The sequence below is a fragment of the Pseudarthrobacter sp. NS4 genome (assembly GCF_024758005.1).
In the GTDB taxonomy this organism is placed as follows: Bacteria; Actinomycetota; Actinomycetes; order Actinomycetales; family Micrococcaceae; genus Arthrobacter.
This window is the reverse complement of record NZ_CP103288.1, coordinates 4,326,590-4,345,207: the sequence shown is the minus strand read 5'-3', so window position 1 is coordinate 4,345,207 and position 18,618 is coordinate 4,326,590. Positions and strand designations below refer to the sequence as shown.

The window sequence follows — 18,618 nt, the reverse complement described above, 5'->3', positions numbered from 1 at the left end:
GTGGCTGGCGGTTGTCCCGCGGGCAGTCCTTACTGACTACACCCGCACTGGACTGCCTGCACGCGTACCGCCCGGGCCTTGGCGCGCAGAACCAGCTTCAGGCAACCCGCCAGACGCTGCATTCGTCCGTATTGATTGCTTTCCGCAGGCCTGTGATCCGGTCCAGGATCCATACAACGCCGATGCCGGGTGCTGTTTCCTGGACGCTGCCGCGGCGGACCACCACATCGTCGTAGGAAGGCCCCACGGAAAGCCGGGCTTCGATTTCATCACCGCGGTGGAGCTGGTCCAGCGCGCGGATTCTGGTTACATGCGTGGTCGCTTTCTTCAACATGGCGGGGCCTCCTGGCTGGAGCTGGTGCCGGCTCTTGCCTGCACTACCAGTGTGGGCGGGCAATGTTGCGTGCTGGTTTCCGCACGGTTAGGTAACGGTTAGTTCTTCGAGCCGTCCTTGTTTCTCCGGCACGGCAGTTGTCCCGGGGGCGGGACGCTGCGGCCCCTAAGGTAGTGCCATGGAGATCGTGCAAGGGATCTGGGCGGCCGTGCTGGGTGCGGCATCGCTTGCGCCGCTGGCAACGTTCGGCGTGGTGCTGGTGGCCTTCCTGGCCTACCGGCAGCGGGACCGGGCAGACCGGCGGGACCAGTGGTGGAGACGCGCACAATGGGCCATCGACTCGGCCCTTAACGAGGCGGATCCGCAGCGCCGCCTGGCCGGGCTGAAGGTGCTGGTCCAGCTCATCGGAAGTGACCTGGCCACGTCGGAAGACGCCGAACTGATGAGCGCCCTCGCGGTGGGAATCCGGAACCAGGAGCAGGAGGGCCGGCGCAGCGTTACGGTTTCCGCCCCGACCGGGGAGCTGATCGTGGCTGAGGCCGATCGCCTGGTGCAGTCGGCCAATGCCGTGAGGCAGCGCTCCGGCTAGGCTGCCTGGCGGCTGCGGTACCCCGCGAGGAACGTGGAGATCCGGCCTACTGCCTCCTCGATGTCCAGTACCGACGGCAGTATCACGAACCGGAAGTGGTCCGGCGTGGGCCAGTTGAATGCCGAGCCGTGGGAGACCAGGATCTTCTGTTCCTGGAGGAGGTCCAGGACAAACTGCTCATCGCTGGTGATCGGGTAGAGCTCCGGGTCCAGGCGGGGGAACAGGTACATGGCCCCTGACGCCGGTACGCACGTGACGCCCGGGATGGCGGTCAGCAGCTTGAACGCGAGGTCCCGCTGTTCGCGCAGCCGGCCGCCCGGCCGCACCAGTGCCTCGATGCTTTGGTAGCCACCCAGGCAGGTCTGAATGGCGTGCTGGGCAGGGACGTTCGGGCACAGCCGCAGGGAGGCCAGCAATTCCAGGCCCTCCCGGTAGGCGGCGGTTGCAGCAAGCGGTCCGGTGACGGCCACCCAGCCGGCCCGGTAGCCCGGCATGCGGTAGGCCTTGGACAACCCGCTGAATGTCAGGCAGCAAACATCCTCGGCCACGGAAGCGGTATGAATGTGCCGGGCGTCCTCATAGAGCACTTTCTCGTATATCTCGTCCGAGAACAGGACCAGGTTGTGCTTCCGGGCCAGCGAGGCGAACTGTTCCAGCACGTGGCGGGGGTATACCGCCCCTGTGGGGTTGTTGGGATTGATGATCACGATCCCCTTGGTGCGGCTGGTGATCTTTGCTTCCACGTCGGACAGGTCCGGCCACCAGTTGTCGGACTCGTCACAGAGGTAGTGCACCGGTGTGCCGCCGGTCAGGGTGACTGCGGCGGTCCACAGCGGGTAATCGGGCGCCGGAACCAGGATTTCGTCGCCGTTCTCCATGAACGCCTGCAGGCACATGGAGATCAGCTCGCTGACGCCATTGCCGATGAAGATGTCCTCCACGCCGATCTGCATCAGGCCACGGGTCTGGTAGTACTGCGAGATGGCGGTCCGGGCCGAGAAGATTCCCTTGGAATCGCTGTACCCCTGGGCGCCACGCAGGTGGTGGATCATGTCCACCACCACGGACTCCGGCGTTTCCAGTCCGAACGGAGCGGTGTCCCCGAGGTTCATCTTGAGGATCCGGTGCCCCTCGGCCTCCATGTTTTTGGCAGCCTGGAGGATGGGACCGCGGAGTTCATACCGGACGTTCTGCAGTTTGCTGGAGTGTTGCATGGCGCGCATGGTTGATCTTTTCACAAAGGACGACGGCGGGGGGCCGGTTACGGTGCCAGCCGGTCGCCTTTCCGGTGCAGGCGGTACCAGCGGTACCCGTAGCGTCCCAGCTGCACGGTAAAGCTGCCGTCGGGCTCCATGGGTACGTTGTCGCCGTCGAACAGGTCCAGCAGGATGGCGTCCTTGAATGCATTCCGCTGCCCATTCTCAGGATTCAGTGAACCGCTGACCTTCACGGGCTCCTCCCCGAAGTTGTGGAGGAGCACCAGCGCCGCGCCGTCCGTGCTGCAGGTGTGTGCGAAGACCGCAGGCTCGGGCTGGTCAATGAGGGCGAATTCGCCCCAGCCCAGCTCCGCGCACTCCCGGTAGCGGCGGATCAGGGTGGCCATGAAGTTGAACAGGGAGTCCGGATCCCGCTTGGCGGCTGTGGCGTTGACGTGCTCCGGGCTGTATTCGCCCCTTGCCAGCGGTGCCACAAGCTCCGATGCCTTGGCCGTGGAAAAGCCGCCGTTCGGCTCGTCGTCCCACTGCATGGGCGTGCGCACGGCAGATCGGCCCTTTTGCCGGAGGTCCTCGCCCATGCCAATTTCCTCCCCGTAAAACAGCACGGGAGTCCCGGGCAGGGCGAACATCAGCGAGTACATCATCCGGAGGCGCGCTGCATCGCCGCCAAGCATCGGGGGCAGCCGCCTGCGCAGGCCCCGCCCGTAGATTTGCATGTTTTTCTCCGGCCCGAAGGCGGCGAAGACCTCGCCGCGCTCACCCTCACTGAGTTTGTCCAGGGTGAGTTCGTCATGGTTGCGCACGAACATGGCCCACTGGTTGTCCGGGTGGATGGGCGGGCGGCTCTTGAGCGTCTCGGCCAGCGGCCTGGCGTCCTGGCGGGCCATGGAGAGGTAGATGTACTGCATGGACATGAAGTCGAACTGCATGTTGAGTTCGTCGCCGTCCGGCCCGCCGAAGTACTCCACCTGTTCCTTGTAGGGCAGGTTCACCTCTCCCAGCAGGATGGCGCTCCCGTTGCGGCGGCTTACGAAACTGCGCAGTGCCGTGAGGTAACCGTGGGGATCCAGCCTGGCGGCCTCGTCCTTGGGCTGGCCCCGGGTTTCCAGGAAGAAGGGCACAGCGTCCAGCCGGAAGCCATCCAGGCCGAGTTCAAGCCACAGGCCCATGGCCTTGGCGATTTCGTTCCGTACGGCGGGGTTGGTGACGTTCAGGTCCGGCTGATGCCCGGCGAACATGTGCAGGTACCATTCCCCGGTGGCGTCGTCCTTGGTCCACAGGGAGTCCTCTTCGCCCGGAAACACCACTTCCGATGACGTGTTCGGAGGAGTGTCGCTCCGCCAGACGTAGAAGTCCCGGTAGGGGTTGTCCGTCGATTTCCGTGCCTCGATGAACCACGGGTGCTGGTCCGAAGTGTGGTTGACCACGAAGTCGGCGATGACGCGCATGCCACGGTCCTTCGCGGCCCGAATGAACTCCACCACGTCCCCCAGGGTGCCCAGCCGCGGGTCCACGGTGAAGAAGTCCGTCACGTCGTAGCCGTCGTCCCGGTCCGGTGAGGGGTAGAAGGGCATGAGCCAGATACACGTCACGCCCAGCGCGGCCAGGTAGTCCACGCGCTGCGTGAGGCCCGCGAAGTCGCCTGTGCCGTCGCCGTCGTCGTCAAAGAATGTCTCCACGTCCAGGCAGTAGATGACCGCGTTCTTCCACCACAGGTCGGAGGTCTCGGCGATCCTCATACCGCGGTCTCCGACGCGGACTCGGCCGAAGCTCCGGCAAGCTGCGGCACGGCGGGGGTGCGCAGCTGCGGGAGGACCTCCGCGGCGAATGCGTCGATAAAGGGCGCCTGCTCCTGTCCCACGTAGTGCAGGTACAGCTCATCGAAGCCCAGCCCGGCATACCCGGCCAGCCACTCCGCGTGCTGGTCGAGGCTTGAGGAAACGTTCACGGTGGTGCGGACCTGCTCCTCGCGCACGTGCTCGCCCACGCCGTCGAAATGCCCGGCTGTAGGCAGGTCCCAAGGGATGGGGGGATCGAAGGTGTTGGTCCGCCACTGGTCCAGCGCCACTGCTGCAGCGGCCTCTTCGCGGGGAGCCCAGGACAGGTGGACCTGCAGCACTGCCTTTCCTTGTCCGCCGTTGTCCCGGTAGGCGGCCAGCACGTCCTGAAGCTTCGCGGCGGGCTGGTTGACTGTGACCAGGCCGTCCGCCCAGCCGGCGGCCCTGCGGGCCGTGTCCACGCTGATGGCCGGCGCGATCAGCGGGGGCGGGGAGTCGGGGACGTCCCATATCCTGGCCTGCTCCACGGTGACCAGGCCACGGTGGGTGACCTCCTCGCCCCGGTGCAGCCGGCGGATCACGTCCACGCATTCCTCCAGTCTGCGCTGCCGTATGTCCTTGGGCGGCCAGGCGTCCCCGGTAATGTGCTCGTTCATGTTCTCGCCGCTGCCGGGTGCGAACCAGAACCGGCCCGGGAACATGCTGGAAAGGGTCGCGGAGGCGTGCGCGATGATGGCGGGGTGGTAGCGCTGGCCCGGGGCCGTCACCACGCCGAACCGCAGGCCAGTGGTGGCCAGGGCAGCCCCCAGCCAGGACCAGGCGAAGCCCGAATGGCCCTGGCGTGCTGACCAGGGCTCGATGTGGTCCGAACACATGGCGGCATCAAAGCCTGCACGCTCCGCGCGCTGGACGTCCTTGAGCAACTGGCCGGGACTGATCTGTTCATGTGAGGCGTGGAAGCCGACAGTAACCATCGTTAACCTCTACCGTCCGCGATGGTGCCGTGTCGAGGGGGCACCGGCGCCGCGGTGGGTCTGCAGTCCACTTGTCGGATAAGTTTGGAACTTGTAGTACTGCATTCCTGTCGATGTTGCAGGAGGCAGCAGGACGGGAAGGAAGTGTCTCACATGGGCGGCGTGCTGGTCGGGCTGGCGGTGATCGGCGTCGTCATCGCTGTGGGATACATTGCCGCGCGGTGCGGGTTGGGCGGCGAGCCCACCGTTTCGGCGCTGACCCGGACTGCCTTCTTCATCACCAACCCGGTGCTGCTCTTTACGGTGGTGCTGGAATCGGACCTCTCGGTGGTGTTTTCCGCCTACGTGCCGCTCGCGCTGATCACGGCCGCCGCCACCGCCCTGCTGTACGTCACCGTCAGCCGCCTGTGGTTCCGCCGCCCGCTTGCGGAAACAGCCATCGGCGCCATGGCAAGTTCGTATGTCAACGCAAACAACATCGGCATCCCCATCACGCTCTATGCCCTGGGCGACGCAACCCCCGTGGCGCCGGTGCTGCTGGTCCAGCTGCTCCTGCTGGCGCCGCTGGTCCTGACCCTGCTGGACCTTTCGGCGGCCGGCCGTTTCTCGCCCCGGCTTATGCTCACCCAGCCGTTCCGGAACCCCATGATCATCGCATCCCTCCTGGGTGTGGTCCTGGCCGCGTTCAATGTGGAGCTGCCCGGTCCGGTAATGGCACCGCTGACACTCCTGGGCGGCGCAGCCGTGCCGGTGGTGCTGCTGGCTTTCGGCATGTCGCTGCACGGGACGCGGATGCTGAAAAGCGGCGGGCATACTGCCGAAATCATTACTGCCACCGCACTGAAGTCCGCGGTGATGCCGGCCCTGGCGTTCGTCGTCGGACGCTTCCTGTTCAACCTGGACCAGCAAATGCTCCTGGGCGTGGTGCTGATGGCGGCGCTGCCCTCGGCCCAGAACGTGTTCCTCTTCGCGAGCAAGTACGGCCGCGGGGTGGCGGTGGCGAGGGAAACCAGCCTCCTCTCGACGGCCGCCGCCGCGCCCGCGCTGGTCCTCATCGTTTGGCTGCTGGCCCGCTGAGCGTCCGTCGCGGCAGGAGGCACGGGGGTTACGTGTCCGGCGCCTGCCGGGCAAGAATGGGCACATGGAACTTCCCGTGATGCCGCCCGTGCCGCCCATGCTCGCAAAGTCCGTCAGCGGAATCCCCGAGGGGGACCTCAGCTACGAGCCCAAGTGGGACGGCTTCCGGTCCATCATTTTCCGGGACGGCGAGGACCTGGAAATCGGCAGCCGCAACGAAAAACCCATGACCCGCTACTTTCCCGAGCTTGTGGCGGCGCTCAAGGAGAACCTCCCGGCTAGGTGCGTGATTGACGGCGAGATTGTGCTGGTGGGGGCGTCCGGGGACCGGCTGGATTTCGACGCACTGCAGCAGCGCATCCACCCCGCGGCCAGCCGGGTGAAGCTCCTGGCCGGGCAGACACCGGCCTCATTCGTGGCCTTCGACCTCCTGGCGCTGGGCGACGACGACTACACGGGCAAGCCCTTCGCTGAACGGCGCGCGGCGCTTGAAAGGGCGCTCGCAGCGAGCAAGGCCCCGGTCCACCTCACGGCGGCCACCACCGACAAGGACATTGCCGGCCAATGGTTCAAGCAGTTCGAGGGCGCGGGCCTGGACGGGATCGTGGCAAAACCCCTGGGCGGTGCCTACCAGCCGGACAAACGTGTGATGTTCAAGGTCAAGCACGAGCGCACCGCCGACTGCGTGGTGGCCGGCTACCGCGTCCACAAGAGTGGCCCGGACACTATCGGGTCGCTGCTGCTGGGCCTGTACAAGGACGACGGCGGCCTGGCGAGCGTGGGCGTGATCGGCGCCTTTCCCATGAAGCGGCGCAAGGAACTGTACGAACAGCTCCAGCCGCTGGTCACGGATTTTGAGGAACACCCGTGGGCGTGGGCCAAGCAGGAGGAAGGTGAACGGACACCGCGCAACGCCGAGGGCAGCCGCTGGAGCGCGGGTAAGGACCTGTCCTTCGTGCCGCTGCGGCCGGAACTGGTAGTGGAGGTCCGGTACGACCACATGGAAGGCGACCGGTTCCGCCACACGGCACAGTTCAACCGCTGGCGGCCGGACCGGGATCCGGAATCATGCACCTACGCCCAGCTCGAGGAGCCCGTCAACTTCGACCTCGCTTCGGTGCTGGAGACCGGCAGGCCATAGCCCGGGCGGCCTGTTGCCTGCCGGGGTACCAGCCCGAGCGCGCTGCCCGCCTAGGGCTTTGCAGTCTCCAGGACACTCCACAGCCCCTCGGCGCGGCAAGGAATCGAGGCTTCGACCAGCGCCTTGCTGTGCGCGTGCTGAGGCGCGGCGAAGAAGTCCTTGGTCTCCGCCACTTCGACCACGCGCCCCTCCAGCAGGACGGCGACCCTGTCGCACATGTACCGGACCACGTCCATGTCATGGGAGATGACGATCAGGGACAGATTGTGCTCCCGCTGCAGGCGCAGCAGCAGGTTCAGGATGGTCCGTTGCGTGAGTGCGTCCAGGGCGGAGGTGGCCTCGTCACAGATCAGGACCTGCGGGTCCAGGAGGAGGGCGCGGGCGATGGTGGCCCTTTGAAGCTGCCCGCCGGAACATTGGCCGGGGCATTTGTCCAGCAGGCCGGCGTCCAGCTCCACCTCCTTCATGGCGGCCGCTATGCGTTCGTCACGTTGCGCGGGTGTTATTCCTCCCTGCAGCCGCAGTGGCGCCTGCAGGCTGGTGCGCAGTGTCATCCGCGGGTCAAAAGCACCGTGCGGTTCCTGGAACACCAGCTGCACGGCCGTGGGCCGTTGGGGGCCTGCGCCGTCCAGCTGCCGGGTAATGGTTCCAGTGTTGGCCGTTTCCAGGCCCACGATTGCCTTGGCCAGGGTGCTCTTGCCGGACCCCGACTGGCCCAACACGCCGAGGATCTCCCCACGTTTAAGGGTCAGCGAAACGTCCTGCAATGCCGCATGGCCCAGCGTCCGCCGTGACCCGAAGTGCTTGCCTACGCGGTCCAGCACAAGGATGTCGCGCTCCCTGGAGGGCGGACGACGGCGGGACTCCGGCGCCAGCCGCGCGGCGGCAAGCAGCTCTCGGGTGTAGGCGGTCTTGGGCCGGGCAAGGAGCTCACCGGCCGCACCCGCCTCCGCGATGCTGCCGGATTTCATGACAAGCACCCGGTCCGCGTAGGCGGCCACTGAAGCGATGTTGTGCGTGATGTAGAGAATGCCCAAACCGCGTTCCCGGCGTTCCCTGTCCAGCAGCTGCAGGATCTGCCGTTCCAGCACCTTGTCCAGCGCCGACGTCGGCTCGTCCGCCAGCAGCATCCCGGGCTGTCCGGCCAGGGCCAGGGCGGTCATGGCACGCTGCGCCATCCCGCCGGAAAGCTGGTGCGGATAGGCCCGGATCCCTTTCCCGGGATCCCCGAAACCCACCTCCTCGAGCAGCTCCAGTGCCTTGCTGCGCGCCTTGGAACCGCGAAGGCCGGCATGAAGACGGAGCGGTTCCTTGAGGTGCTGTTCGATGGTCCGGTTCGGGTTGAACATGCGCTTGGGCTGCTGGAACAGCATCCCCAGCCTGCCGCCGCGCACCGAGTTGAGCTGGTGCTCGGAGGCGCGGGTCAGATCCAGGTCTCCGAGCCGGATGGAACCGCCGGTGATGCCCAGGCTGGGCGGCAGCAGCTGCAGGCAGGACATTGCGGTAAGCGTCTTGCCGGAACCGGAACTGCCCACCAGGGCCACGAATTCACCGGGCTCCACGGACAGGGAGACACCGGACAGCAGGGGCTTGCCGTGAATTTCACCGCCGGGGACCTTGTGGCTCACCTCCAGGCCGTCCAAAACCAGGCGTGTGTCCGCGGGGCTCATTTTTCGGCCACCTGCGGCATGAGCAGCGGCGCGGCTGCCATGTGGGCTGCCCGCTGGCCAATCAGGGTCACGCAGAGCGCAACCGTGAAAATGACCAGGCCCGGGGCGAGGATTCCCAGCGGGGCGCGGTCGGCGAACGGTTGCGCTGCCGCCAGCATGGAGCCCCAGTCCGACTGCGGCGGCTGGACGCCCAGGCCCAGGTAGGAGAGGGCGCCAACGCTGATGAGCAGGTGTCCGAACCGCAGCGTCGCCTGGCCAAGGATCGGGGCTGCAAGGTGCGGGAGGACGTGCCGGAAGATGATGAACCGCGGCGTACAGCCCACCACGCGGGCAGCGTCCACGAAGCCCCTGGCCGAGACGTCATACGCCAGGGTGCGGGCAAGCCGGGCAAAGGGCGTCCAGCCGGTGACCACGAGCGCGAGCAGCAGCGGACCGAAGCCCGTGCCCAGCGCTGCCACGATGAACAGCGCCACCACCATTTCCGGCAGGGCGAGCAGGACATCATTGGTGCGGGTGAGGAATTCATCCACCCAGCCCCGCCGCCTGGCGCTGAGGATGCCGATCCCCACACCCAGAAGGCAGGTCAGCACCGTGGCCAGCGCTGCCACCGACATGGAGAACCGGCCGCCTTCGAGGATCCGGCTGAGGGTGTCCCGGCCCAGGTTGTCAGTTCCCAGCCAGTGCCCGGCGGAGGGTGGTGCCAGGCGTTCCGCCAGGTTCTGCTCAGCCGGCGGGTAGGGCGAGATCCACGGGGCCAACAGCACCGCCAGCACAATGAGGGCAAGCACGGCCGCGGCCAGGGTGGTGACGTTGAACCGTTTACGCAAGGGATGCTCCAACCGTTCGGCTGAGGAACCGGTGCACGAAGTCCGCCAGGGTGGTCACGCCGACGGCGAGTGCCACCACCACAACCACGCCGCCCTGGGCGAGCGGAATGTCGCTGTTGACGACGGCGTCGAAGAGCAGCCTCCCCATGCCGGGCACGGCGAAAATGACCTCCACAATGACCGATCCCCCCAGCAGGCCCGCGAACCATACGGCGAACAGGGTGGAGAGCGGCACCAGTCCGTTCGGCACCACGTGGTGCAGGATGGCCTGGCCCTGGCTGAGTCCCCTGGCGCGGGCTGCCGGCACGTGCTCCGCGGCCGCAGCGTCCAGGATGCCGGCCCGTAGGGCCGACGTGAAGAAGCTGATGGGACGCAGGGCGAGCGTCAGGGCGGGCAGGACGGCGGACGAGAGATCGTTCCATCCGGCCGTGGGCAGCACGGACAGCTTCAGGGCAAAGACAAGCACCAGCACGGGAGCCACCCAGTATTCCGGCATGGCGATCAGGGCCTGGGTGACGGCGGTGATGGCCTTGTCCGCGGTGCTCCCCGGCCGCAGTCCGGCGACGATTCCGAGCGGGAGCGATATGGCCGCGGCCAGGACCAGCGCCATGGTGACCAGGCTGAGCGTGACCGAGAGCGCGGGAAGCACCTGCTCCACCACGGGCGTGCGGCTGACGAAGGACAGCCCCATGTCACCGCTGAAGAAGTCCCCCAGCCAACGGAAGTACTGGACCGCCAGGGGATCGTTCAGGCCAAGGCTCTCGCTGAGGCCCTGCACCGCGGACTCGTCGACGGCGTCCCCCGCCACCCGCGACCGGATGATCTTCCGCACCGGGTCGCCCGGCGTGAAGTACGGGATCAGGAAGACCGCGAAAGAGGACACCACAACGGCGGCCACCAGGGTGGCCGTCCGTTTGGTGATGAACTGCAGCATTCGCGGCGGGTTTCGGAGAGCTGGACTAGGACGCGGCCTTGCCCGTCTTCGCTGTCAGGACGTAGCGGGACAGCGGGTCCTGGACGTAGGAGAGGACGTTGGTGCGGATCGCGTCCGTTGACTGTTCGTTCACGAGCCAGGCGTTGACCGCCTTGTCCTGGAGAATCTGGCCTGCCTCGGCGTACAGCTTGTAGCGCTCGTTGGTGTCAACGGTCTTGGCGGCCTCTGCGACGATCCGGTCGTACTCAGGGTCGCAGAAGTGGCTCAGGTTGTAGGTGCCTTTGCACGTGTAATCGGCGGTGAGGAACCCGATGGGGTCCGCGATGTCGATCAGACGGTTCCGCTGGCTAAGCAGCATGTCATAGTTTCCTGCCAGGACATCCGGTTCCGCTGAGGCGTATTCCTTGGACTGGATGGTGACAGGGATGCCGATGTTCTTGAGGTTTTCCTGGACGACGGCGGCAACGTCGGCGAATTCGGCGCGTTCCACAATGGCGATGATTTCCAGCGGGCGGTCGGCGGTGTAGCCGGCGCCGGCGAGCAGCCTGCGGGCTTCCTCAAGGTCCTGCTGCTGCTTCTCCTGCTTTTCGCCCGCCCAGGGTTCGGAGGGCGCGAAGGGCCCGGTGGCCGGGAGGGCGGCACCTTCGTAGACGCTGGCAGCGAGGGCGTCCAGGTCGAGGGCCTCCCGGACCGCCCTGCGGACGTCAACATTGTCCAGCGGAGCGCGGCCGTTGTTCATGTAGAGCGTGGCAGTGCGGGGGGAATCGGCACCCAGCACGGAAACGCCGTCGTCCGCCTTCAGCGCCGCGAGGCTGGCGACGGGGATGGACAGCGAGATGTCTGCTTCGCCGGTCTGCACCTGCGCGGCACGGGTGGCGCCGTTGGTGATGAAGCGGATCTCGGCTCCGGCGAGCTGCACGTCGCCGCCCCAGTAGTTCTCGTTGCGGTCCAGGGTGAGGGACTGCTTGGCCTTTTCCGAGACGGGGGTGAAGGGCCCGGTGCAGTGGCCGAACGGGTCCAGGCCCTCGGCCTTGTAGGCGGCCGGTGCCAGGATGCCGGTGTTGACGCTGGCCAGCCGGTACGGAACCAGCGGGTTCTCGGCCGGCGTGCTGACGCGGACGGTCTGCGCATCCACCGCGGTGACGCTGCTGATCATGGTTCGGTTGAAGGCCCGGGCGGGGACCTTTGCGTCCAGGACGTGGTTCAGTGCGGACACCACGGACTCGGCGGTGAGCTCGGTGCCGTCCTGGAATTTGACGCCCTGGCGGATGCTGAAGTCCCAATCGAGGGGCGAGGTCTGCTTCCACTCGGTGGCCAGCGAAGGCAGGACCTTGCCTTCGGCCTGGTTATACGTGGTCAGCGTTTCCAGGCAACCGGACAGGGACAGGATGTAGGCGGCATCGGACTCGACGGCCCAGTTGGCTACAGGTGCCCGGAAGTTATCCACCACAATGCGCTGGCTGGTATCAGCCGCAGCGCTGGGCTGGGTGGACTGGGCCTGGGTGCCGCTGAAGCCGCAGCCGGTGAGGGTCAGGGCAGCCGCCGCGGCCATCAGGACACGGGGACGGAGGAACGAACGCACAAAAAACCGCCTTGCAGGGCTGCCGTGGGGAAGGGCAGAAATAAAAGTTGGGACGACTTAGGGTAGCCTTTCCTTCCACTAAAACGACAATTCCATGACATGCCTGCTCAGCAAGGGGCAGCTGCATCTGGTTCGTATGGCGAACGTGCGTGCGCCACGTGAACATGAGGTGTACTGTAATACCCATCACCCGGCAATACGGCCCAACGTCCAACAGCAATCCGGGTGCCGTACTAAGGGAGTTGCATGAATGACATGGAACCCGGTGGCGTGGCAGGACTGGCAAGTGCCGGCGTGACGCCGTCATTCACCCCGCCGGGGCACTTCGGCGAGGGATCGTGCAGGTCCCCGCTGCCCTTGCCGGCTATCAGCCTTTTGGAGCTGAGTCCACCGGGGCCTCGTGACCCCGCTCCACCGTTACACGTCTCTGAAGACCAAGACTTACTACCCCAGAAAGGAGCCAGCCGTGCTGCACGAAGTTAATGCCCAGGCGGACGAGCTTGTCCCGGCTGCCGAACCCAAGGCAGGACACGCCCCGCTGAACCGGGCTGTGGAAACACAGCAGGACCTCAGCGCAGAAATCAACGGCCTGGCGGACGCCTACAAGCGGGCACTCAGGGACGGCGCCCTGGCCGAGACCCAGCCGCGCCTGGACTACCCGCCGTACCGCAGCAGCATCCTGCGCCACCCCACCAAGAGCCTGCATCATGCGGACCCGGAAACGATCGAACTGTACTCGCCCGCCTTCGGGCACCAGGACGTGCACGCCCTGGAATCCGACCTGACCATCCAGCACAACGGCGACCCCCAGGGCGAACGGATCATCGTGGCCGGCAAGGTCCTGGACGGTGACGGCCGCCCCGTGGCCGGCCAGCTCGTGGAGATCTGGCAGGCCAACGCCTCGGGCCGCTACATCCACAAGCGCGACCAGCACCCCGCGCCGATCGACCCCAACTTCACGGGCATTGGCCGCTGCATCACCGGCCCGGACGGCTCCTACCGGTTCACCACCATCAAGCCCGGCGCCTACCCGTGGAAGAACCACCTGAACGCCTGGCGCCCGGCACACATCCACTTCTCGCTGTTCGGCACCGAGTTCACCCAGCGCATCATCACCCAGATGTACTTCCCCGGCGACCAGCTCTTCCCGCTGGATCCGATCTACCAGACCATCGTGGACCAGGACGCCCGCGACCGGCTGGTGGCCAACTACGACCACAGCCTCACCGAGCCGGAGTGGGCGTTGGGTTACAACTGGGACATCGTCCTGACAGGTCCCAAGCGGACTTGGACCGAGAACGAGGCGCTGGGCGCAGAGGGCGATGAGGAGTAAAGACATGAGCAACCAGACCACCCCGCTTGTCCCCACACCCGGCCAGACCGTGGGCCCGTTCTACGGCTACGCGCTGCCGTTCGAGAAGGACAACGAACTCCTCGCCCCCGGCTCACCGGGCTCCATCCGCCTCCAGGGCACCGTGTACGACGGCGCCGGGGAAACCGTGCCGGACGCCATCCTGGAGATCTGGCAGCCGGACGCCGACGGCAGGATCGTCCAGAAGACCGGTTCCCTGGTCCGCGACGGCTACACCTTCACCGGCTGGGGCCGCGGCTCCGTTGGCTATTCGGGGGTCTTCACCTTCACCACCGTCAACCCCGGCCCCACCAGGCCGGGCGCCGCGCCGTTCATCTCGGTTGCCATCTTTGCCCGCGGCCTCACCAACCGGCTCTTCACCCGGATCTACCTGCCGGAGAACGAGGAGGCGCTGGCCAACGACCCGCTGCTGTCCTCGCTGGACCCGGAGCGCCGGAAGACGCTGATTGCCCGCCGCGATGCCGACGGCGGCCTGACGTTTGATATCCGCCTTCAGGGTGAGGGCGAGACGGTTTTCCTGGATTTCCAGTGACTGACCTGGACAGTTCCGGTGGAGCAGACGTTGGCCTGCTGAGCCCCGTCTCCGCGTCGCCCCTGGTGGCCGCGCTGACCGGGGACCGTGCCGTGCTGGCGGCGATCCTCGCCGTCGAGTCCGGCTGGGCCGCGGTACTCGAAAAGGCGGGCCTGGCACCCGCCGGTTCCGCCGCCGTCGTGGCTTCCGCCGCCGACCCGGGCCGGTACGACCTCGCCGATGTCGCGGTCCGCGCCCAGGGCGGGGGCAACCCGGTGATCCCACTCCTGGCCGACCTCCGCAAGCAGGTGGCGGCACTGGATACGTCGGGCATCGGGGCCGGAAAGGCCGTCCACGCGTCGCTCACCAGCCAGGACGTGCTGGATACGGCGCTGATGCTGCTCGCACACAACACCGTCGGGGCAGTGCTCGCCGACGTGAAGCGCACGACGGCGGCGCTCGCCGCCTTGGCGGAACAGCATGCGGACACGCTGTGCGTGGGAAGGAGCCTGACGCAGCACTCCCTGCCTTATACGTTCGGGCTGCGCGCGGCCCAGTGGTTCCACGGTGTTGCCGCCGCAGGCCGCCAGCTGGAAAACCTGGAGCTGCCGGTCCAGTTCGGTGGGGCCGCAGGCACGCTGGCTGCCGGAACTGTGCTGACCGAACGCTCCCACACCACACCGTTCTTCCTCGCTGACTCGCTGGCTTCCCAGCTGGGCCTGGCCGCTGCTCCCGCGCCCTGGCACACCAACCGGCTGGCCGTCACGTCGCTGGGACACACCCTGGCAGCACTGCTGGATGCCTTCGGCAAGATCGCTGCCGACGTGCTGTTCCTTAGCAGGCCCGAGGTGGCCGAGCTGGCCGAGCCCCGGGCTGCGGGCCGCGGCGTTTCCTCGGCCATGCCACAGAAGCAGAACCCCGTGCTGTCGGTGCTGGTCCGCAGCGCCGCCCTGCAGGCACCCAGCCTGGCCGCCCGGCTTCACCTGGCCGCGGCCAACTTCAATGATGAACGGCCGGACGGAGCCTGGCATATCGAGTGGCCGGCACTCCGGCAGCTCCTCTCGCTGGCCCTTGGCGCTGCCGGCCATGTAAGGGAGCTCGCTGAAGGGCTGCAGGTGTTCCCGGATGCCATGCGCCGCAACCTGGACCTCGCCGGCCCGCTGCTGCTGGCCGAGGGCGTCAGCGCCGCCGTCGCACCGCTGCTCGAGGAAAAGGACGGCCGCAGCGGCAAGCAGCAGCTCCAGGACGTTGTGGACAGGACCCTTCAGGCACCTGCCGCGGAACAGGCAGCCGCCTACCGGAAACTGCTCCGGGAAGCCCTGCCGCCCGGCCTGGTGACGGACCTCCGCCTTGGGGAGCTCCTGGACCCCGCCGGCTACCTGGGCGAGGCAGCCGGGATCTCCCGCCGCATCCTCGCCGCCTACCCGGACTTTTTGCCCACAGCATCTGCAGAAACCGACGCGAACGGAGCCCGCCGTGGCTAAGCCTTCCCTGAAAGCCGCACTGCTGTCGCCCCAGCGACCCCTGGGCGAGCACCCCCTGCTGGTGGTCGGTTCTTCCCTGGGCACGTCCTCCCTCCTCTGGAATCGGGCCGCCTCCCTGCTGGGCAGCGACTACGACGTGGTGGCGTGGGACCTGCCCGGCCACGGCGTCTCACCGGCCGCAACCGAAGCGTTCGACGTCGCCGCGCTGGCTGACGCCGTGGTGGACTTGATTGACTCCATCGCCCCCGGTGGAGCCTTCCACTACGCAGGCGTTTCCCTGGGCGGCGCCACCGGATTGCAGCTGGGCATCAAGCACGGTGAACGCCTTAAGAGCCTCTCCGTCCAGTGCAGCGGCGCGAAGCTCGGCACACCAGAGGCGTGGCTGGAGCGCGCCGAAACCGTCCGCAGCCAGGGCACGCCGGTGATGATCCAGGGGTCCGCCCAGCGCTGGTTCGCCCCGGGGTTCATGGACCGGGAGCCCGAGCTCAGCAGCCGTCTCCTGCACGCCCTGCGCGATGCAGACCGCTTCAGTTATGCCTACTGCTGCGAAGCGCTGGCAGCCTTTGATGTCCGGGAGGAGCTGGGGAGCGTCCGCGTCCCCACCCAGGTGATCGCCGGGGCCATGGACGGCGTCGCGCCGCCGTCGCTGGCTGAGGAAGTGGCGGCAGGGATCACCGCCGGCGGAGGCACCGCGACGGCGGTCACCCTTGAGGGTGTGGCACACCTGGCCCCGGCCGAAGCGCCGGCGCACGTAGCCGGGCTGATGCGCAGCCTTCTCTCCTGGACCGAATCCCGGGGAGCAGGGAAATGAGCGGAACTGAAAGGCACGGAGTAGTCCAGCCGGAGGCCACCAGCCAGGAAATTTACGACGGCGGCATGAAGGTCCGGCGCGAAGTCCTGGGCGATGCGCATGTGGACCGCGCCAACGCCAACAAGGACGGCTTCACCGAAGACTTCCAGGACATGATCACGCGGATCGCGTGGGGTGGCATCTGGACCCGCCCGGGCCTGACCCGGCAGATGCGTTCCGCCGTCACCATCACCGCCATGGTGGCACACGGGCACTGGGAAGAGTTGGCCATGCACATCCGCGCAGCCCTCACCAATGGCCTGAGCAGGGATGAGATCAAGGAAATCCTGCTGCAGACCGCCATCTACTGCGGGGTCCCCTCCGCCAACACCGCCTTCAAGACCGCCCAGCAGGTCTTTCGAGAAATGGATACAACACCATGAACCAGGCTTTTGTGTACGACGCCGTGCGCACCCCTTTCGGGAAGTTCGGCTCCGGCCTCGCAGGGGTCCGTCCGGATGACCTTGCCGCTCATGTGATCAGGGAGTCCGTGAAGCGGGCCCCGGCGCTGGATCCGGAGCGGATCGATGAGGTGGTGTTCGGCAACGCCAACGGCGCAGGGGAGGAGAACCGCAATATCGCCCGGATGGGTACCCTCCTCGCGGGGCTGCCTGTGTCCATCCCGGGCACCACGGTCAACCGGCTGTGCGGGTCCTCGCTGGACGCCGCGATCATCGCTTCGCGCCAGATCAATGCCGGGGATGCGGAGCTGATGCTGGTGGGCGGTGCTGAGTCGATGTCCCGCGCCCCGTGGGTGCTGCCCAAGACCGAGAAGCCCTACCCTGCCGGGGACATGACGCTGGCCTCCACCACGCTGGGCTGGCGGCTGGTGAACAAGGCGATGCCCAAGGAGTGGACCATCTCCCTGGGCGAGGCCACCGAGCGGCTCCGCGAGAAATACGGCGTGACCCGCCAGGCCCAGGACGAATTCGCCGCCAACTCCCATAACCTGTCCGCCGCCGCGTGGGACGAAGGGTTCTACGACAACCTGGTGACCCCGGTCCCCGGCACTGACCTGGTCCGGGACGAGGGCATCCGCCCCGGTTCCACCGCCGAGAAGCTCGCCGCGCTGAAGACCGTTTTCCGCAACGAGCCCGAGGGCGCCGAGGTGGGCGGCACGGTCACCGCCGGAAATGCTTCCCCGCTGTCCGACGGCGCCTCCGCGGCCTGGATCGGATCCGAGAGCGCCGCCGGGCTGCTGGGCCTTGAGCCCCTGGCACGCATCGCCGGGCGCGGCGCGCACGGCAACGATCCCCAGTACTTCGGGTTCGCCCCGGTGGAGGCGGCCAACAAAGCATTGGCGAAGGCGGGCATCGGCTGGGACCAGGTGGGCGCCGTCGAACTTAACGAAGCGTTTGCCGCGCAGTCGCTGGCGTGCATTAACGCCTGGGGCATCGACCCCTCCATTGTGAACCGGCACGGGGGTGCCATCGCGATGGGCCATCCGCTGGGTGCTTCCGGAACGCGGATCCTGGGCACCCTTGCCCGGTCGCTGCAGGCCTCGGGGGAGCGGTGGGGCGTCGCGGCCATCTGCATCGGTGTGGGCCAGGGCCTGGCCGTGGTCCTCGAAAACGTCACCGCTGGAAAGGACCAGTAATGCTGAACTTCGTAGATTCAGTCCAAGAGGCCGTGGCCGGCATCAAGGACGGTTCCACCGTGATGATCGGCGGGTTCGGCAACGCGGGCCAGCCGTTCGAACTGATCGACGCCCTGCTGGACTGCGGCGCCAAGGACCTGACCGTGGTGAACAACAACGCCGGCCAGGGCGACCAGGGCCTGGCCCTGCTGATCAAGGAAGGCCGGGTGAAGAAGATGATCTGCTCCTTCCCGCGGCAGTCCGACTCCTGGCACTTCGATGCCAAATACAAGGCCGGCGAGATCGAGCTGGAACTCGTGCCGCAGGGCAACCTCGCTGAGCGCATCCGTGCCGCGGGGGCCGGGATCGGCGGGTTCTTCACGCCTACCGGCTACGGGACCATGCTGGCCGAGGGCAAGGAAACCAGGATCATTGACGGCCGCGGCCAGGTGTTCGAAACCCCCATCCACGCCGACGTCGCCCTGATCAAGGCGCTCAAGGCGGACGGGAAGGGCAACCTCGTGTATCGCAAGACCGCCCGGAACTTCGGGCCCATCATGGCAGCAGCTGCGAAGCAGACCATCGTCCAGGTCTCCGAGATCGTCCCCACCGGCGGACTGGACCCGGAGAACATCGTCACCCCCGGCATCTACGTCAACAGCATCGTCCGCGTAGCCGGCACCACAAAGAAGGCGGCCTGAG

General features: G+C 67.0%; 18 protein-coding genes. 10 read left to right on the top strand and 8 right to left on the bottom strand.

Features of this window, described 5'->3' with window-relative positions:
* Positions 1-97: 97 nt before the first annotated feature.
* The gene (locus NXY83_RS20395) at positions 98-334 is read right to left on the bottom strand and encodes a hypothetical protein (RefSeq protein WP_258804008.1); all 237 of its coding nucleotides are present in this window, start codon (positions 332-334) and stop codon (positions 98-100) included.
* A gap of 178 nt (positions 335-512) precedes the next feature.
* On the opposite strand from NXY83_RS20395, the gene NXY83_RS20390 reads away from it, so the two are divergent.
* The gene (locus NXY83_RS20390) at positions 513-923 is read left to right on the top strand and encodes a hypothetical protein (protein WP_258804007.1); all 411 of its coding nucleotides are present in this window, start codon (positions 513-515) and stop codon (positions 921-923) included.
* On the opposite strand, the gene NXY83_RS20385 is transcribed toward NXY83_RS20390, so the two are convergent.
* Genes NXY83_RS20385 through NXY83_RS20375 form a run of 3 tightly spaced genes read right to left on the bottom strand, consistent with a single transcriptional unit; the run spans position 920 to position 4,892 of the window.
* The gene (locus tag NXY83_RS20385; protein WP_258804006.1) at positions 920-2,146 is read right to left on the bottom strand and encodes a pyridoxal phosphate-dependent aminotransferase; all 1,227 of its coding nucleotides are present in this window, start codon (positions 2,144-2,146) and stop codon (positions 920-922) included. The two genes, NXY83_RS20390 and NXY83_RS20385, sit on opposite strands and share 4 nt — an antisense overlap.
* Before the next feature lie 38 nt (positions 2,147-2,184).
* Entirely contained in the window at positions 2,185-3,879 is a 1,695-nt protein-coding gene (locus tag NXY83_RS20380; RefSeq protein ID WP_258804005.1) for an alpha-amylase family protein, read from the bottom strand.
* Positions 3,876-4,892, bottom strand: a complete 1,017-nt coding sequence (locus NXY83_RS20375) for a TIGR03885 family FMN-dependent LLM class oxidoreductase (RefSeq protein ID WP_258804004.1) — start codon at positions 4,890-4,892, stop codon at positions 3,876-3,878. Before NXY83_RS20375 ends, NXY83_RS20380 begins: the two co-directional genes overlap by 4 nt.
* Before the next feature lie 153 nt (positions 4,893-5,045).
* Between NXY83_RS20375 and NXY83_RS20370 the strand changes: the two genes are divergently transcribed.
* Together NXY83_RS20370 and NXY83_RS20365 are read left to right on the top strand one after the other, a co-directional pair.
* Complete coding sequence (locus tag NXY83_RS20370; protein WP_258804003.1) at positions 5,046-5,969, top strand: AEC family transporter; 924 nt, start codon at positions 5,046-5,048, stop codon at positions 5,967-5,969.
* Positions 5,970-6,033: 64 nt separating this feature from the next.
* A complete protein-coding gene (locus NXY83_RS20365; protein WP_258804002.1) occupies positions 6,034-7,110 on the top strand; it encodes an ATP-dependent DNA ligase in 1,077 nt (358 codons plus the stop codon).
* 50 nt (positions 7,111-7,160) lie between these two features.
* Here the strand turns inward: NXY83_RS20365 and NXY83_RS20360 are convergent, their stop codons facing one another.
* Genes NXY83_RS20360 through NXY83_RS20345 form a run of 4 tightly spaced genes read right to left on the bottom strand, consistent with a single transcriptional unit; the run spans position 7,161 to position 12,093 of the window.
* Positions 7,161-8,780 carry an ATP-binding cassette domain-containing protein gene (locus NXY83_RS20360; protein WP_258804001.1) on the bottom strand — a complete coding sequence of 540 codons (1,620 nt, stop codon included), beginning with the start codon at positions 8,778-8,780 and terminating at the stop codon, positions 7,161-7,163.
* Entirely contained in the window at positions 8,777-9,607 is an 831-nt protein-coding gene (locus NXY83_RS20355) for an ABC transporter permease (protein ID WP_258804000.1), read from the bottom strand. Before NXY83_RS20355 ends, NXY83_RS20360 begins: the two co-directional genes overlap by 4 nt.
* Complete coding sequence (locus NXY83_RS20350; RefSeq protein ID WP_258803999.1) at positions 9,600-10,541, bottom strand: ABC transporter permease; 942 nt, start codon at positions 10,539-10,541, stop codon at positions 9,600-9,602. Before NXY83_RS20350 ends, NXY83_RS20355 begins: the two co-directional genes overlap by 8 nt.
* Before the next feature lie 25 nt (positions 10,542-10,566).
* Positions 10,567-12,093, bottom strand: coding sequence for an ABC transporter substrate-binding protein (locus tag NXY83_RS20345; protein WP_258806368.1), 1,527 nt, complete (start codon positions 12,091-12,093; stop codon positions 10,567-10,569).
* Between the two features lie 496 nt (positions 12,094-12,589).
* Between NXY83_RS20345 and pcaH the strand changes: the two genes are divergently transcribed.
* From pcaH to NXY83_RS20310, 7 genes are read left to right on the top strand one after another with little or no spacing between them, the layout of a single operon-like run.
* Entirely contained in the window at positions 12,590-13,456 is an 867-nt protein-coding gene (gene pcaH / locus NXY83_RS20340; protein WP_258803998.1) for a protocatechuate 3,4-dioxygenase subunit beta, read from the top strand.
* A 4-nt stretch (positions 13,457-13,460) separates the two neighbouring features.
* Positions 13,461-14,027, top strand: a complete 567-nt coding sequence (pcaG, locus tag NXY83_RS20335) for a protocatechuate 3,4-dioxygenase subunit alpha (protein ID WP_258803997.1) — start codon at positions 13,461-13,463, stop codon at positions 14,025-14,027.
* Positions 14,024-15,490, top strand: a complete 1,467-nt coding sequence (locus NXY83_RS20330; protein ID WP_258803996.1) for a lyase family protein — start codon at positions 14,024-14,026, stop codon at positions 15,488-15,490. The genes pcaG and NXY83_RS20330 overlap by 4 nt, the downstream gene beginning before the upstream one ends.
* Complete coding sequence (locus NXY83_RS20325; protein WP_258803995.1) at positions 15,483-16,301, top strand: alpha/beta hydrolase; 819 nt, start codon at positions 15,483-15,485, stop codon at positions 16,299-16,301. Before NXY83_RS20330 ends, NXY83_RS20325 begins: the two co-directional genes overlap by 8 nt.
* Positions 16,298-16,723 (top strand): 4-carboxymuconolactone decarboxylase, encoded by a 426-nt coding sequence (pcaC, locus tag NXY83_RS20320; RefSeq protein WP_258803994.1) that lies wholly within the window; start codon positions 16,298-16,300, stop codon positions 16,721-16,723. The genes NXY83_RS20325 and pcaC overlap by 4 nt, the downstream gene beginning before the upstream one ends.
* Complete coding sequence (locus tag NXY83_RS20315; protein WP_258803993.1) at positions 16,720-17,937, top strand: thiolase family protein; 1,218 nt, start codon at positions 16,720-16,722, stop codon at positions 17,935-17,937. Before pcaC ends, NXY83_RS20315 begins: the two co-directional genes overlap by 4 nt.
* Positions 17,937-18,617 (top strand): 3-oxoacid CoA-transferase subunit A, encoded by a 681-nt coding sequence (locus NXY83_RS20310; protein WP_258803992.1) that lies wholly within the window; start codon positions 17,937-17,939, stop codon positions 18,615-18,617. The genes NXY83_RS20315 and NXY83_RS20310 overlap by 1 nt, the downstream gene beginning before the upstream one ends.
* The last annotated feature ends 1 nt before the right edge of the window (position 18,618 follow it).